The organism is Cupriavidus sp. 8B (assembly GCF_054589115.1).
Genome location: NZ_BAAILO010000014.1, coordinates 1 through 13,620, shown reverse-complemented (window position 1 = coordinate 13,620; position 13,620 = coordinate 1). Strand labels below are relative to the sequence as shown.

General features: G+C 64.2%; 13 protein-coding genes. 10 read left to right on the top strand and 3 right to left on the bottom strand.

The genetic code is table 11. From position 1 onward, the window contains the following. From ACYP5B_RS01480 to ACYP5B_RS01470, 3 genes are all read left to right on the top strand, one after another. The coding region (locus ACYP5B_RS01480; RefSeq protein WP_459568286.1) for an SDR family oxidoreductase at positions 1–200 on the top strand (200 nt) is incomplete at its 5' end. A 499-nt stretch (positions 201–699) separates the two neighbouring features. Continuing rightward, positions 700–2,136 carry a pyridoxal phosphate-dependent decarboxylase family protein gene (locus ACYP5B_RS01475; protein ID WP_459568285.1) on the top strand — a complete coding sequence of 479 codons (1,437 nt, stop codon included), beginning with the start codon at positions 700–702 and terminating at the stop codon, positions 2,134–2,136. Between the two features lie 592 nt (positions 2,137–2,728). Next, on the top strand, positions 2,729–3,097 hold the full coding sequence (locus ACYP5B_RS01470; protein ID WP_459568284.1) for a DUF1484 family protein: 369 nt from the start codon (positions 2,729–2,731) through the stop codon (positions 3,095–3,097). A 182-nt stretch (positions 3,098–3,279) separates the two neighbouring features. Here ACYP5B_RS01470 and ACYP5B_RS01465 read toward each other — a convergent pair whose 3' ends face one another. Both ACYP5B_RS01465 and ACYP5B_RS01460 read right to left on the bottom strand, forming a co-directional pair. Continuing rightward, a complete protein-coding gene (locus ACYP5B_RS01465; protein ID WP_459568283.1) occupies positions 3,280–4,431 on the bottom strand; it encodes a 50S ribosomal protein L11 methyltransferase in 1,152 nt (383 codons plus the stop codon). A gap of 208 nt (positions 4,432–4,639) precedes the next feature. Continuing rightward, positions 4,640–5,581: a CysB family HTH-type transcriptional regulator gene (locus tag ACYP5B_RS01460; RefSeq protein ID WP_267604131.1), complete on the bottom strand. Its 942-nt coding sequence runs from the start codon at positions 5,579–5,581 to the stop codon at positions 4,640–4,642. Between the two features lie 156 nt (positions 5,582–5,737). On the opposite strand from ACYP5B_RS01460, the gene ACYP5B_RS01455 reads away from it, so the two are divergent. From ACYP5B_RS01455 to cobA, 7 genes are all read left to right on the top strand, one after another. Next, a complete protein-coding gene (locus ACYP5B_RS01455; protein ID WP_459568282.1) occupies positions 5,738–6,511 on the top strand; it encodes a sulfite exporter TauE/SafE family protein in 774 nt (257 codons plus the stop codon). A 29-nt stretch (positions 6,512–6,540) separates the two neighbouring features. Beyond that, on the top strand, positions 6,541–8,220 hold the full coding sequence (locus ACYP5B_RS01450; RefSeq protein ID WP_459568281.1) for a nitrite/sulfite reductase: 1,680 nt from the start codon (positions 6,541–6,543) through the stop codon (positions 8,218–8,220). 17 nt (positions 8,221–8,237) lie between these two features. Further along, on the top strand, positions 8,238–8,819 hold the full coding sequence (locus ACYP5B_RS01445; protein WP_459568280.1) for a DUF934 domain-containing protein: 582 nt from the start codon (positions 8,238–8,240) through the stop codon (positions 8,817–8,819). Next, the gene (locus ACYP5B_RS01440) at positions 8,816–9,604 is read left to right on the top strand and encodes a phosphoadenylyl-sulfate reductase (RefSeq protein WP_400095519.1); all 789 of its coding nucleotides are present in this window, start codon (positions 8,816–8,818) and stop codon (positions 9,602–9,604) included. Before ACYP5B_RS01445 ends, ACYP5B_RS01440 begins: the two co-directional genes overlap by 4 nt. A gap of 11 nt (positions 9,605–9,615) precedes the next feature. Continuing rightward, positions 9,616–10,578: a sulfate adenylyltransferase subunit CysD gene (gene cysD / locus ACYP5B_RS01435; RefSeq protein WP_318231711.1), complete on the top strand. Its 963-nt coding sequence runs from the start codon at positions 9,616–9,618 to the stop codon at positions 10,576–10,578. Positions 10,579–10,717: 139 nt separating this feature from the next. Next, positions 10,718–12,022, top strand: coding sequence for a sulfate adenylyltransferase subunit 1 (locus tag ACYP5B_RS01430; protein ID WP_174427935.1), 1,305 nt, complete (start codon positions 10,718–10,720; stop codon positions 12,020–12,022). A 47-nt stretch (positions 12,023–12,069) separates the two neighbouring features. Continuing rightward, positions 12,070–12,840 (top strand): uroporphyrinogen-III C-methyltransferase, encoded by a 771-nt coding sequence (gene cobA, locus ACYP5B_RS01425; protein WP_400095520.1) that lies wholly within the window; start codon positions 12,070–12,072, stop codon positions 12,838–12,840. Between the two features lie 284 nt (positions 12,841–13,124). Here the strand turns inward: cobA and ACYP5B_RS01420 are convergent, their stop codons facing one another. After that, positions 13,125–13,529 (bottom strand): sirohydrochlorin chelatase, encoded by a 405-nt coding sequence (locus tag ACYP5B_RS01420; RefSeq protein ID WP_459568287.1) that lies wholly within the window; start codon positions 13,527–13,529, stop codon positions 13,125–13,127. Positions 13,530–13,620: the final 91 nt, after the last annotated feature.

The following is a 13,620-nucleotide window of genomic DNA, read 5'->3' as shown; positions in this document are numbered from 1 at the left end:
CGCTCTACAAGGCGCGCGCGCTCCAGAAGTTCGGGGACGAGTCGCGGTGGGAGGAGATGCTCCAGCACCTGCCGTTCGGACGCGCGGCTCGGCCGGAGGAAATCGCAGATCTGGTCGTTTACCTGGCGTCCGATCGTGCCTCCTATCTGAGTGGTGTCGTGGTTGACGCCGATGGCGGAGCCCAATACAGGGACGGCTGAGCGGGGTAGTCGTCGCCGGTCCCTCGTAGCGCAATCTTGAACCCGTATTCGTACCACAGGCAGTGTTGTTCTTCAGATCGCACAGGGCCAAGAGCGCGAACGGCTGAAATGGCGGAGCTTCTGCCATTGGAGTGATGAGGGTCCGAGGGCGGAAGCTGGCCGGGAAGGGACGGTGGCCGGTAACCAACCGGCCGGCCGCGTTGGCCGAACTTCGGCCGTTGGCGCGGGCCGGCGCGAATGGCCGTTCATGGCCGGTTTCCGACCATGGCGACCTACCTTTGCGCACGGCAGGTACCGACCCGTTTCTGTCCTTCGACACCGCCCGGTGCCAGTGGCAGGTTTCAAGGTCAAGCGGTCAGACTTTGACGTGACTCGTGGGCGGCTCGTCGGCCCTGGGGAAGGCTTTGCATATGGCCGATAGTGTCGCCCGACAAATAAAGGCCTTAAAACTATTCGCTAGAGCCTCTATAAATAGAGCAATCTTTCGTAGGGGGCCGCCATGTCGGATGAGCAACGCGCCGCTTTCGAGGAGGCTTATGCTCTCGCCATGGCTTTCCATGACTCCCGAACGACGCGTAGGCCTGCGGCGACCGCCAGCTTCGATGAATTGTGGGAAGTACTGTATGCACCCACGCCTGACGATGGCATGTCGCCCCCCGAAGTCATAAGGCAGTTGGCCGCCAGAGTAGACGCAGGCCTCATGGGGGAGGCAGGCCCTCGGTTCTTTGCCAAGGTGATAGGCGGCTCCCATCCAGTCGGCGTCGCGGCCGACTGGCTGACAAGCATGTGGGGGCAAAACAGCGGGAGCTATCTTGGGTCCCCCGCGAATGCGGTCGTAGAGCAAATTGTGGTTGAGTGGCTGCTGGACTTGCTGTCTTTGCCTGCGTGCTGCTCGATAGGCTTCACGACAGGGGCGACGATGGCGACGTTCGTTTGCCTTGCTGCGGCCAGAAGTAAGGTTTTGCGACAGATCGGGTGGAATGCCGATGCTGATGGCTTGTTCGGCGCCCCCCTAATCAACGTATGCATCGGCGACGACGCTCATGCCGCCATCTTTGCAGCGTTGCGTTATCTCGGACTTGGGCACGATCGCGTCACCCGAATCGCGACTGATGATGCGGGACGTATGCAGGTTGCCGCGTTGTCCAGGGCCTTGGTGTCCTGCGATGGACCGCTGATAGTCATTGCTCAAGCCGGCCAGATCAACACTGGCGCGTTCGATCCATTCGGGGAGATCGTGGACATTGTGCATCTCCATGGCGGCTGGATTCATGTCGATGGAGCGTTTGGGCTATGGGCCAGAGCCTGTCCATCCCTGATCCAATTAACCGCGGGCGTCGAACAGGCGGACTCCTGGGCAACCGACGGCCACAAGTGGCTGCAAACGCCCTACGATTGCGGTTATGCCATCGTCCGCGACGCGGAAGCACACCGGCACGCGATGGCATACGAAGCGAGCTATCTGCCCGCAGCGGGCGAAGAATGCCGGGAACCCTTTCACTATGTCCCCGAGCTTTCAAGGCGTGCGCGCGGCTTCGCGACGTGGGCGCTTATCCGCACACTCGGGCGCAGTGGCATTGCGGCGATGATTGAGCGACATTGCCTTCTCGCCCGGCGCATGGCGGATCGGCTCGGATCTGAAGCCGGTGTTGAGATTCTCAATCAAGTGGAGCTGAACCAGTTTGTCGTACAGTTTGGCATGGGAGGGCCGCCTGAGCGCCGAGATCAAGTAACCAGGGCCACCATCAAGCGAATCCAAGCTGCGGGAATCTGCTACGTCGCGGAGGCCACTTGGCACGGCAGGCTCGTCATGCGCTTCTCCGTCATTTCGTGGGCCACGGCTGAAGAGGATATCGATCGATCGGCGGATTCGATTATCGCGGCCTGGCGAGAGGTCAGCGCCGGGTACAGCGAAGCGAATGACCGCGCTTCTTGAGTCGCACCTCTTGTTAGCGGGGCCTCGCGGCCTGCGACTTGGCTTCCATACGAAAGGCCGTGTCGCGAAGCGGTGTGATACTTGCGCTCAGCGAGCGCTCGCTATCTGGGCGGAGCGGACGTTTAAATGTCTGTGCCAAGGTGGCGGCGAATGTCAGAAACTGGCCGAACTCAGACGTTGGCGCGTCGATTCACCTCGGTTCATCGCTGCGGTCATTGCGGGTACGGCAATCTATCAATTCGAGCCCCGCCGTCCGGTCCGAGTATGCCCCGATAGCCAACGCGGATGTTGACGCAGTCCAGAGCATGGTCCTCGCTGATTGACACCCCCGCAAACCTCCCCGACAATCTACCAGTCACCTCAAACAAAGGTGATCGGGCGTGGAAACCCGGGATAACGTAGGCGGACAGCCGCTATTTGCGGCTTTTTTGTGTCCGTGCGTTCGTGCGCGCGTAGTATGTCTACGGCGGGCCGAGCGGGGCAGCTTTCGGGCTGGCCGGTTCCTACGTTCCGGTTTCCACCCTCGCTGCGGGCCCGCCACCCTCACGTGGAAATGAGCGGCGGGTCTTCCAACCCAAACTAGGAAGCCGCTATGTCTGATGCCCTCGCTCGCTCCGAGCAAACCACCTACGTCGATCCACCCGAGCACACGCTCACCCTCTCCCGGCAATCCGACCTATTAGCCGACCTGATCCGCATCACCTTCCCAGCAGACACCCCCACAAAAGTAAGCGTCCAGGAACTAGCCTACCAACTAGACGCCCTGCGCAACGACGCCCAAGGCATCGCGCAGGAAAGCTGCGCCGATCTGCTACGGGTAAGCGCTGGCCTTGGTGCCGTTCTAAGACTGCTGGATTACGACAGTGAGGATGTGGAAGACAACCACGGGCTGCATTGCTTGCTGACACCGTTGAAGCAGCAGTTGGATGCGGCTTTGAATCGGGTGCAGGGGTTGCTTTGAGGTTTGGGGGAGGAGGGGGCTTGTGGCGCTTGCTAGCTCCCGCCCTCTCCCCCGCCCCTCTCCCGCAGGCGGGAGAGGGGAGACAACAGAGCGCAACGTTAGAGGCTCTGATTGTCTTCAGACCGAGGCGGCGAGCGTCGCCAGGTCTTGCTACTTACCGATAGCCAGCGATCAACGCCGGCTTACTTAATACCCAACCGCCACAACGAAGTCACCTCAGCCGCGCGCGCAGCATGCAGCGGGTCAGTCATATCCGTAGCCTTCGGATGATTAGGCTTCACCTCCAACCGCCCCAGCACCTTCAGCCCGGCCTCATCAATCCAGCCCAGCAACTGATCCCGCGTCCGCAGGCCCAGGTGTTCAGCCAGATCAGACAGCAGCAGCCAGCCTTCACCCTTGGGCTCCAGGTGATCCGCCAGCCCGGCGATAAAGCCCTTCAGCATCTGGCAATCCGGGTCATACACCGCACGTTCAATCGGCGAGTTCGGGCGTGCCGGTACCCACGGCGGGTTGCAGACCACCAGCGGGGCGCGGCCTTCGGGGAATAGGTCGGCTTCTACCACTTCCACTTGGGCGGCGGCTTTCAGGCGGTGGATGTTGTCGCTGGCGCAGGCGAGTGCGCGCGGGTCCATGTCGGTGGCGATGACGCGCTTGACGCCGCGCTGGGCTAGCAGGGCGGCCAGTACGCCGGTGCCGGTGCCGATGTCGAATGCCAGGTTGAGGGCGCCGGCGGGTAGCTGGGCCTTGGCGACCAGGTCGATGTATTCGCCGCGCACGGGGGAGAACACGCCGTAGTAGGGGTGGATGCGCTCGGCCAGGGCGGGGATTTCCACGCCTTTTTTACGCCACTCGTGGGCGCCGATCAGGCCGAGGAGTTCGCGCATGGAGGCCACGTAGGGGGCGTCGACTTCGCCGTAGGCTTCGAGGCAGGCTTCGCGCACGTCGGGCGAGCGGCGCAGGGGGACGAGGTGGTCGGCGTCGAAGGGCAGCAGCAGCATGGAGAGCGTGCGCGCGCGCTGGGACTGGGCCTGGCGGTGCAGGTGGAAGGCTTCCGTGGGGGTGGGCTTGGCCTTGGGCACCTTGGAGGCTTTGGCGGCTTTCTTGGGCTTGTCGGCGCGGCGGGCCAGGGCTTGCAGCAGCTGGCGGGCGTTCTGGAAGTCGCCGCGCCAGAGCATGGCGGTGCCTTCGCAGGCGAGGCGGTAGGCGGTGTCGCCGGTGGTGGTGTCGTCAGCGATGACGACGCGCTTGGGCGGGGGCGCGCCGGCTTCTGAGTGCCAGTTTGCGCTGCGTTCTTCGCCGTCTTCGGTCCAGTGGATGGTGGCTTGCTCGGTCATATGGTCTTTCTGGCTGCCTGGGGCAGCCAATGAGGTGGTGCTGGGTTGTGCTGATAAGTCTGGTCAACCGGGGTTGGCCATTCAAGGTGATCCGTCCCTGCCGCGCGCCGGTTGCATCCGGGGCGCCGCGGCGGGGCTGGCATGGCGCGGCTGGTGGCTGTCTGTCTCTATATTGGTCAGCCGCGCAGGATTGGGTTGGGGTAGTGCGTCAGAGTTCGTAGGCTTCGTGGTCGCCCGACATGGCTTGTTCTACCAGCTTGCGGTTCAGCGTCGGGGAGAACAGCTCAATAAAGGTATAGACAAAGCTGCGCAGGTAGGCGCCTTGCTTCACGGCCAGGTGCGTCACATTGGTGCCGAACAGGTGACCGGCGGGGATGCCGCGCAGGTTGCGGTCGCGCTCGGCGTCAAAGGCTACGCCGGCGACGATGCCGACGCCAAGGCCGATCTCTACATAGGTCTTGATGACGTCGGCGTCGATGGCTTCCAGGATGATGTCGGGCTTGAGGTGGCGCAGCTCGAAGGCTTTGTCGATCTTGGGGCGGCCGGCGAAGTTGGGATCATAAGTGATGAGTGGGTAACCCATCAGGTCTTCCAGCGCCAGGTGCTTCTTTTCCAGCAGGGGGTGGTCGGGCGGCATGACGATCACATGCTGCCATTGGTAGCCGGGCAGGGAGATCAAATTCTTGTCGGCCGAGATGCCTTCCGTGGCGATCCCGATGTCGGCGTGGTCGTGCAGCACCATGTCGGCGATCTGGGTGGGATTGCCCTGTTGTATGGAAAGGCGCACTTTGGGGTAGCGCTTGGTAAACTCCGCGATCACCCGGGGCAGGGCGTAGCGCGCCTGCGTGTGGGTGGTGGCGATGGTGAAGTTACCCTGGTCCTGGGCGGCGTAGTCCTTGCCCACGCGTTTCAGGCTTTCCACTTCTTGCAGGATCTTCTCCACCGACTCCAGGATGCGGCGGCCGGGCTCCGTCAGGCTGCGGATACGCTTGCCGTGGCGGGTAAAGATGTCCACGCCGAGCTCTTCTTCCAGCTCGATGATGGCCTTGGAGACACCGGGTTGTGATGTGTAGAGCGCTTTAGCGGCTTCGGTCAGGTTGTAGTTCTGACGTACTGCTTCGCGCACAAAGCGGAACTGATGCAGGTTCATATACCTAGGTTCGTATAAACAAACAACTTCTTATTAGTTTGAGATATGAGGGCAGTTTATTACGATTCTCGAACTTTGTTAATGAACGGTCGGAACCTCCGTGTGCTTGCCTCACTTTTAGGCAGCAACGGGCGCTTAACGGCCTGGTGAACCCCAATGTCTCTTGCCTATACCGTTTCCGGTCTGCTAGTAGGCGTCCTCGTCGGTCTGACCGGGGTAGGCGGGGGTTCGCTCATGACGCCGCTGCTGACCTTGCTGTTCGGCTTTTCGCCGGCCACGGCGGTTGGCACCGACCTCGCTTTCGCCGCTATCACCAAGGGCTTTGGCACGCTGGCGCACCGCGCCCACGGCCATGTGCAGTGGCAGGTGGTGCGCCGCCTGTGCATCGGCAGCCTGCCGGCCGCGGTGGTGGCCATCCTGGTGCTCAAGAGCGCCGGTGAGCTTAACGCGCAGTGGCTGCATGCCATCCGCATGACCATCGGCGTGTCAGTGATCCTGACGGTATTGTCGCTGTTGTTCCGCAAGCAGCTGCTGGCCTGGCTGTCCCGCAATCCCCAGTTCCAGCTGGAAGGCCGCGCCCAGACCATTGCTACCGTCGTGGTGGGCGCCGTGATCGGCGTGCTGGTGACGGTGTCGTCGATCGGCGCCGGTGCGGTTGGCGCCACCCTGATCCTGCTGCTGTATCCCCGTATGAAGCCTGCCGAAGTGGCGGGCACCGATATCGCCTACGCCGTCCCGCTGACGGCGCTTGCCGGCCTGGGCCATGTGTGGCTCGGCACGGTGAACTGGACCCTCTTGCTGGCCTTGCTGGTGGGCTCGATCCCCGGCATCTGGCTGGGCGCGCAACTGTCGCGGGCGTTGCCCGAGCGGCTGGTGCGTGCCGCGCTGGCTACCACGCTGACGCTGGTAGCCATCAAGCTCGTCTCCTGAATTTAACGAATACTGAACGGACCCACACCATGTATCAGTACGACCAATACGACCAGCGCATCGTCAACGAACGCGTAGCCCAGTTCCGTGACCAGGTGCGCCGCCGCCTGTCCGACGAGCTGTCCGAGGAAGAATTCCTGCCGCTGCGCTTGCAGAACGGCCTGTACATGCAGCGCCATGCCTACATGCTGCGCGTGGCGATTCCGTACGGCCTGCTGTCGTCCAAGCAAATGCGCATGCTGGCCCATATCGCGCGCGAGTATGACCGCGGCTATGGCCACTTCTCCACCCGCCAGAACATCCAGTACAACTGGATGGAGCTGGAGCGCGTGCCCGACGTGCTGGCCGACCTGGCCAGCGTGGAGATGCACGGCATCCAGACTTCCGGCAACTGCGTGCGCAACATCACCACCGACCACTTCGCCGGCGTCACGCCCGATGAGTCCGTGGACCCGCGCGTGCTGGCTGAGCTGCTGCGCCAGTGGAGCACGTTCCAGCCGGAATTCGCGTTCCTGCCGCGCAAGTTCAAGATCGCCATCTCGGCTTCGGCCGATGACCGCGCCGTGGTGCAGATGCACGATATCGGCATCTACGCGTACCGCAACGCCGAGGGCGAAACGCGCCTGCGCATCCTGGCCGGCGGCGGCCTGGGCCGCACCCCGATCCTGGGTTCGGTGATCAAGGAAGACCTGCCGTGGCAGCACCTGCTGTCGTACGTGGAGTCGGCCATTCGCGTGTACAACCGCTATGGCCGCCGCGACAACAAGTACAAGGCCCGCATCAAGATCCTGGTGAAGGCCATCGGCGCGGAGAAGTTCGCGCAGGAAGTCGAGGAAGAATGGCAGCACAGCAAGGATGGTCCCGCCACCATCACGCAGGCTGAGTTCGACCGCGTGGCGCAGTACTTCGCGCCCCCGGCCTACGACAAGCTGCCGGACACCGACGCCTCGTATGAAAAGCACCTGCTGGAAGACAAGGCCTTCGCCCGCTGGGTGAGCCGCAGCGTGCATGCGCACAAGGTGCCGGGCTACGCCGCGATCACGCTGTCGACCAAGCCGGGCATTGTCTCGCCCCCGGGCGACGCTACCGATGCACAGATCGACCTGGTCGCCGACCTGGCCGACCGCTACGGCTACGGCGAGCTGCGCGTGGCGCACGAGCAGAACCTGGTGCTGCCGGACGTGAAGAAGCGCGACCTGTACGCGCTGTGGCAAGAGGCCAAGAAGGGCGGCCTGGCTACCGCCAACATCGGCCTGCTGACCGACATCATCGCCTGCCCGGGCGGCGATTTCTGCTCGCTGGCCAATGCCAAGTCGATCCCCATCGCACTGGCCATCCAGGAGCGTTTCGACAACCTGGACTACGTGCACGACCTGGGCGAGATCTCGCTGAACATCTCGGGCTGCATCAACGCTTGCGGCCACCACCACGTTGGCAACATCGGCGTGCTGGGCGTGGATAAGGACGGCGAGGAGTGGTACCAGGTCACGCTGGGCGGCGCGCAAGGCAACAAGAGCGCCATCGGCAAGGTGATCGGCCCGTCGTTCAAGGCGGACGAAATGCCGGACGTGGTGTCGCGCATCATCGACACCTTTGTGGCTAACCGCCATGACGACGAACGCTTCATCGACGTGCTGGGCCGTATCGGCATTGCCCCGTTCAAGGAACGCGTCTACGCCGACAAGCAGCGCGAACGCGCCGAAGCCTGAGCACCGGAGATAACGACATGGCAAAGATTATTCAACTGCAACGCGGCGAAGGCGCCAACCCGGTTCCGGTCATCATCGACGATGCATGGACCGTGCTGCGCGGTGCCGAGGGCGCGGCCCTGACCGACGAACAAATCGTCGCCGCCGCGCAAGGCAAGGATGCGGTGCTGTTCCCGCTGACCGCCTGGCTGGCGCACAAGGACGGCGTTTTGGCCGGCCGCGCTGCCGACATCACCGGCATCTGGCTGGCGCCGGAAGACGAGCCGGCCGACGCGCAGGCCGCGTTTGCCAGCGTGGCCGTGGTCGCGGTGGATTTCCCCGTGTTCCGCGATGGCCGTGGCTTCTCCACCGCCTACCTGCTGCGCACCCGCTACAACTGGTCCGGCCAGTTGCGCGCCATCGGCGACGTGCTGCGCGACCAGCTGAACTTCATGAAGCGCTGCGGCTTCGACACCTTCGCGGTGCGCGCGGACAAGAACATCGAGGACGCCATCAAGGGCTTCACCGAGTTCACCGTGACCTACCAGGCATCGGTGGATGAGCCGCTGCCGCTGTTCCGCCGCAACCGCGCCGAAGCGCTGGGCAAGGAAACGGCATGAGCGAGATTGCAATCATCGAGGCTCCGGTCTCGTCACTGCGCCCCCCGGCGCTGTGGACCGCGCCGGAGTACACCGGCAGCGTGGCGGATCTGGAGGCCAAGGAGCGTGAGCTGGGCCAGCGCCTGGCGACAATCGCCGGCCGCTTCTTCCGCGCCCGCTTTGCGTCGAGCCTGGCGGCCGAAGACATGGTGGTGACGGACGCCATCCTGCGCGGCACCGAGCAGGTGCGCGCCGGCATCCGCGTGTTCACGCTGCAAACCGGCCGCCTGCACGCGGAAACGCTGGCAGTGCTGGATGAAGTCAAGGCGCATTACGGCTATGACATCGAGCGCTTCACGCCGGACCCCGAGGCCGTCGAGAACTACCTGAAGAACCATGGGCTGAACGCGTTCTACGACAGCGTGGACCTGCGCAAGAGCTGCTGCGGCATCCGCAAGGTGGAGCCGCTGAACCGCGCGCTGTCCCACGCTGACGCCTGGCTGACCGGCCAGCGCCGCGAGCAGGCGGTGACGCGCTCGGAGCTGCCGTTCGAGGAAATGGACGAAGCGCGCGGCATCCCCAAGTTCAATCCGCTCGCCGACTGGTCGGAGGCTGAGGTCTGGGCATATTTGAAGCGCCACAACGTGCCGGTCAACGCGCTGCATGCCAAGGGCTACCCCAGCATCGGCTGCGAGCCTTGTACGCGTGCCGTGCGCGCGGGCGAGGATGTGCGCGCCGGACGGTGGTGGTGGGAGAGCAAGGACTCGAAAGAGTGCGGGCTTCACGAACAGAACATCAAGCATTGAGGCCAGACGAAATGGGCATCATGAACGAACTGACTGGCGCGCCGGAAGTGGCGCACCTGCTGCAAGTGCAAAACGATCACCTCGACAAGCTCGAGGCGGAATCGATCTACATCATCCGCGAGGTGGTGGCGGAGTGCCGCAACCCGGCCCTGCTGTTCTCGGGCGGCAAGGACTCCATCGTCATGCTGCACCTGGCGCTCAAGGCCTTCCGCCTGGGCGAGCGCAAGACCGAACTGCCGTTCCCGCTGGTGCATATCGACACCGGCCACAATTACCCGGAAGTGATCAGCTTCCGTGACCAGCGCGTGGCCGAGCTTGGCGCGCGCCTGGTGGTGGGCCATGTGGAAGATTCCATCAAGCGCGGCACCGTGCGCCTGCGCAAGGAAACCGACTCGCGCAACGCCGCGCAAGCCGTGACCCTGCTGGAAACCATCGAAGCCAACAAGTACGATGCGCTGATGGGCGGCGCCCGCCGCGACGAAGAAAAGGCGCGTGCCAAGGAACGCATCTTCTCCTTCCGCGACGAGTTCGGCCAATGGGACCCGAAGGCCCAGCGCCCGGAACTGTGGAGCCTGTACAACGCCCGCATGGCGGCCGGCGAGCAGATGCGCGTGTTCCCGATCTCCAACTGGACCGAGCTGGACGTGTGGCAGTACATCGCCCGTGAAGAACTCGAACTGCCCCCGATCTACTACGCACACCAGCGCGAAGTGGTGAAGAAGAACGGCCTGCTGGTGCCGGTCACGCCGATCACGCCCAAGCAGGACGGCGACGTCAGCGAAGTGATCTCGGTGCGCTTCCGCACCGTTGGCGACATCAGCTGCACCTGCCCGGTGGCCAGCACGGCGGCCTCGCCGATCGAGATCATTGCCGAGACGGCCGTGACCGAGATCACCGAGCGCGGTGCTACGCGGATGGACGACCAGACCAGCGAAGCGTCCATGGAACGCCGCAAGAAAGAAGGCTACTTCTAACCGGACGCATAGGCGGGCACATCGCGTCGTTGCGAGAGTGCTCGTGTACCAATGTACACGTCGCCCTCACGCGCCTAGCGCTGCCTCCCGCCTATGCGCCGGAGCGAGCGCTGCGAGAGGGATGAGGAAAGGATTCGATATGAGCACCCAAGCAACACACCAAGGCCTGCTGCGTTTCATCACCGCGGGTTCGGTCGACGATGGCAAGAGCACGCTGATTGGCCGCCTGCTGTATGACAGCAAGGCTGTGCTGTCCGATCAGCTGACCGCGCTGACCAACGCCAAGAACAAGCGTACCGCCGGCGAGCAGATCGATTTCTCGCTGCTGACCGATGGCCTGGAAGCCGAGCGCGAGCAGGGCATCACCATCGACGTGGCTTATCGCTACTTCTCCACCGCGCGCCGCAAGTTCATCATCGCGGACACGCCGGGGCATGAGCAGTACACCCGCAACATGGTGACGGGCGCGTCCACCGCGCATGCCGCCATCGTGCTGGTCGACGCCACCCGCGTGACCGTGACCGACGGCCGTGCCGAGCTGCTGGCGCAGACCAAGCGCCACTCCGCCATCCTGAAGCTGCTGGAACTGCAACACGTGATCGTGGCCATCAACAAGATGGACCTGGTCGAGTTCAGCGAAGAGCGCTTCAACCAGATCCGCGCCGCCTACACCGAGCTGGCCAGCCAGCTGGGCTTGAAGGACGTGCGCTACGTGCCGGTGTCGGCGCTGCGTGGCGACAATATCGTCAACGCCAGCCAGGCCATGCCGTGGTACCAGGGCGAGCCCCTGCTGCCGCTGCTGGAAGCCCTGCCGGTGGAAGAACCCGCTCCCGAAGGCGACGCCGCGCTGCGTTTCCCGGTGCAGCTGGTGATCCGCCAGGACGGCGCCCAGGCTGACGATTTCCGCGGCTATGCCGGCCGGGTCGAGGCAGGCACCGTGCGCGTGGGCCAGAAGCTGCGCGTGCTGCCGGCCAACCGCGATGCGCTGGTGGCGGAAGTGCTGACCCCCAACGGCGTGGCCGAATCGGCCAGCGTGGGCGAGACCGTGACGGTGCGTTTGTCGGAAGACGTGGATGTGTCACGCGGTGATATGTTCGTGGCTGCCGCCGCGGACAGCGTTTCGGCCAAGAAGCTGACCGCCGACCTGTGCTGGTTCGATGACGAATCGCTCAACCCGGCCCGCAAATATGTGCTCAAGCACACCACGGCCAGCGTGTTCGCGCGCGTGTCGTCGGTGGATCGCGTGCTGGACGTGCATACGCTGTTGCATGAGACGGACCGCCACGAAATCGGCCTGAACGATATCGGCTCGGTGCAGATCTCGCTGCAAAAGCCCATCGTCTGCGATAACTATGGCGACAACCCGGCGACCGGCGCTTTTGTGCTGATCGATGAAGCCACCAACCACACCGTGGCCGCTGGCATGATCCGTGCGTTCGCCTAAGGCGAGTGCATAGACAAGTCGATCAAGCGAACGCGAAGGAGCATGGCATGGGCAAGGTCTACCTGATCGGGGCAGGTCCCGGTGCCGCGGACCTCATTACGGTGCGCGGTGCACGGCTTTTGGGCGAAGCCCAGGTGGTGCTGCACGACGCGCTGGTCTCGCCCGAGATGCTGGCATGGTGTCCGCAGGCGCAATTGATCGAGGTAGGCAAGCGCTGTGGCCAGCGCTCTACCGCGCAGCTGTTCATCAACCGCCAGATCGTCGACCAGGCCAGCAAGTTCGAGCGCGTGGTGCGCTTGAAGGGTGGGGATCCAATGCTGTTCGGCCGCGCCGATGAGGAACTGCAGGCGCTGGAAGAAGCCGGCATCGAGTACGAGATCGTGCCGGGCATCACCGCCGCACTGGCGGCGGCCTCCGCTATCCGCAAGCCGCTCACCAAGCGCGGCGTGTCGCGCAGCGTGGCCTTTGCGACGCAATCCAAGGCGGCTGACACGATCGACGTGGAGGCCGATGTGAAGGCCGATACGGTGGTGTATTACATGGGCCGCGACCAGGCGGCATCCATCGCCGCGCAACTGATCGCACACGGCAAGCCGGCCTCTACACCCGCCTGGGTGGTCGAGGCCGCTACTTCGGCGCACCAGCGCAGCCGCCAGTTCACGCTGCGGCAGATGGCGGCGGGCGAGGCGGCGGCCTGGATCAATCCGGTGCATCCCAGCTTGCTGATGATCGGCGAAGCGCTGGCCTCGCGGGCTAGCGAGGCGGTGCCGCAGGATGTGGATGGTGGCGATGCGTTTGGGGTAACCCGGGCGGCCTGACGTCAAGGCTAAGGCGCCAAAGAAAAAGCCGGGCAACGTTGCGTTGCCCGGCTTTTTCTTTGGGGTGCTACGCGCGTTCGTGCGGCGCTGGTTTGCTCCCCTCTCCCACGCAGTGGGAGAGGGGCCGGGGGAGAGGGCGGGCGCTCGTTACGCCGTCGTGCCGTCAAAAACCACGGGCTTCGCTTCCAGTGGCTCCTGGCTAAGCCACCCCGTGAGGGGAGAGGGAGTGAAAGCCGGCGTCATGGCGCCCGGTTTTGGCCTGTTCGTCGGCTTCGTTCGATGTCTCAGGTGCGCCGTTCCGCGCTGCCGAGCGTCCCCACACAGTAAGCTGCAATCGCGTCCAGCACGCTGTCATCCTCGCCCACCGCTGTGGCACACCGGATCGTCACCCCCGGATGCTGCCGGCGGCAATCATCCAGCAACGCCGGCAGGTCGCGCCGCAGATGCCCGCCCTGGCCGAAGAAAACCGGCACCACATTGATATCGCTAACGCCGCCGGCGGCCAGCTCGGCCAGCGTATCCGGTAGCGAAGGCGTCATCAGTTCCAGGAAGGCCAGGCGCACCGCGCAATCCGGCAGGGCGGCCGTCAGCCTGGCGTGCAGCCGGTCGAACGGCTCGCGCCAGCGCGCGTCGCGCGCGCCATGGCCGAACAGCACCATGGCCTGGCGGGGAGGGGGAGAGGTGTTCATCAGTTCGCGCGGGAAACATCGGCCTTCCGGCCGGTGAGGGATAGCGCGCGACGCGAAGCGTCGCCCCTGTGCCCGCTCTCCTTCGTGGATT

Bases quoted from the DNA above. Each gene is read 5' to 3' on its own strand.
- cobA (WP_400095520.1), top strand. From the start codon at position 12,070: ATGGGCAAGGTCTACCTGATCGGGGCAGGTCCCGGTGCCGCGGACCTC.
- ACYP5B_RS01465 (WP_459568283.1), bottom strand. From the start codon at position 4,431: ATGACCGAGCAAGCCACCATCCACTGGACCGAAGACGGCGAAGAACGC.
- ACYP5B_RS01475 (WP_459568285.1), top strand. From the start codon at position 700: ATGTCGGATGAGCAACGCGCCGCTTTCGAGGAGGCTTATGCTCTCGCC.
- ACYP5B_RS01450 (WP_459568281.1), top strand. From the start codon at position 6,541: ATGTATCAGTACGACCAATACGACCAGCGCATCGTCAACGAACGCGTA.
- ACYP5B_RS01455 (WP_459568282.1), top strand. From the start codon at position 5,738: ATGTCTCTTGCCTATACCGTTTCCGGTCTGCTAGTAGGCGTCCTCGTC.
- ACYP5B_RS01430 (WP_174427935.1), top strand. From the start codon at position 10,718: ATGAGCACCCAAGCAACACACCAAGGCCTGCTGCGTTTCATCACCGCG.
- cysD (WP_318231711.1), top strand. From the start codon at position 9,616: ATGGGCATCATGAACGAACTGACTGGCGCGCCGGAAGTGGCGCACCTG.
- ACYP5B_RS01460 (WP_267604131.1), bottom strand. From the start codon at position 5,581: ATGAACCTGCATCAGTTCCGCTTTGTGCGCGAAGCAGTACGTCAGAAC.
- ACYP5B_RS01445 (WP_459568280.1), top strand. From the start codon at position 8,238: ATGGCAAAGATTATTCAACTGCAACGCGGCGAAGGCGCCAACCCGGTT.
- ACYP5B_RS01470 (WP_459568284.1), top strand. From the start codon at position 2,729: ATGTCTGATGCCCTCGCTCGCTCCGAGCAAACCACCTACGTCGATCCA.
- ACYP5B_RS01420 (WP_459568287.1), bottom strand. From the start codon at position 13,529: ATGAACACCTCTCCCCCTCCCCGCCAGGCCATGGTGCTGTTCGGCCAT.
- ACYP5B_RS01440 (WP_400095519.1), top strand. From the start codon at position 8,816: ATGAGCGAGATTGCAATCATCGAGGCTCCGGTCTCGTCACTGCGCCCC.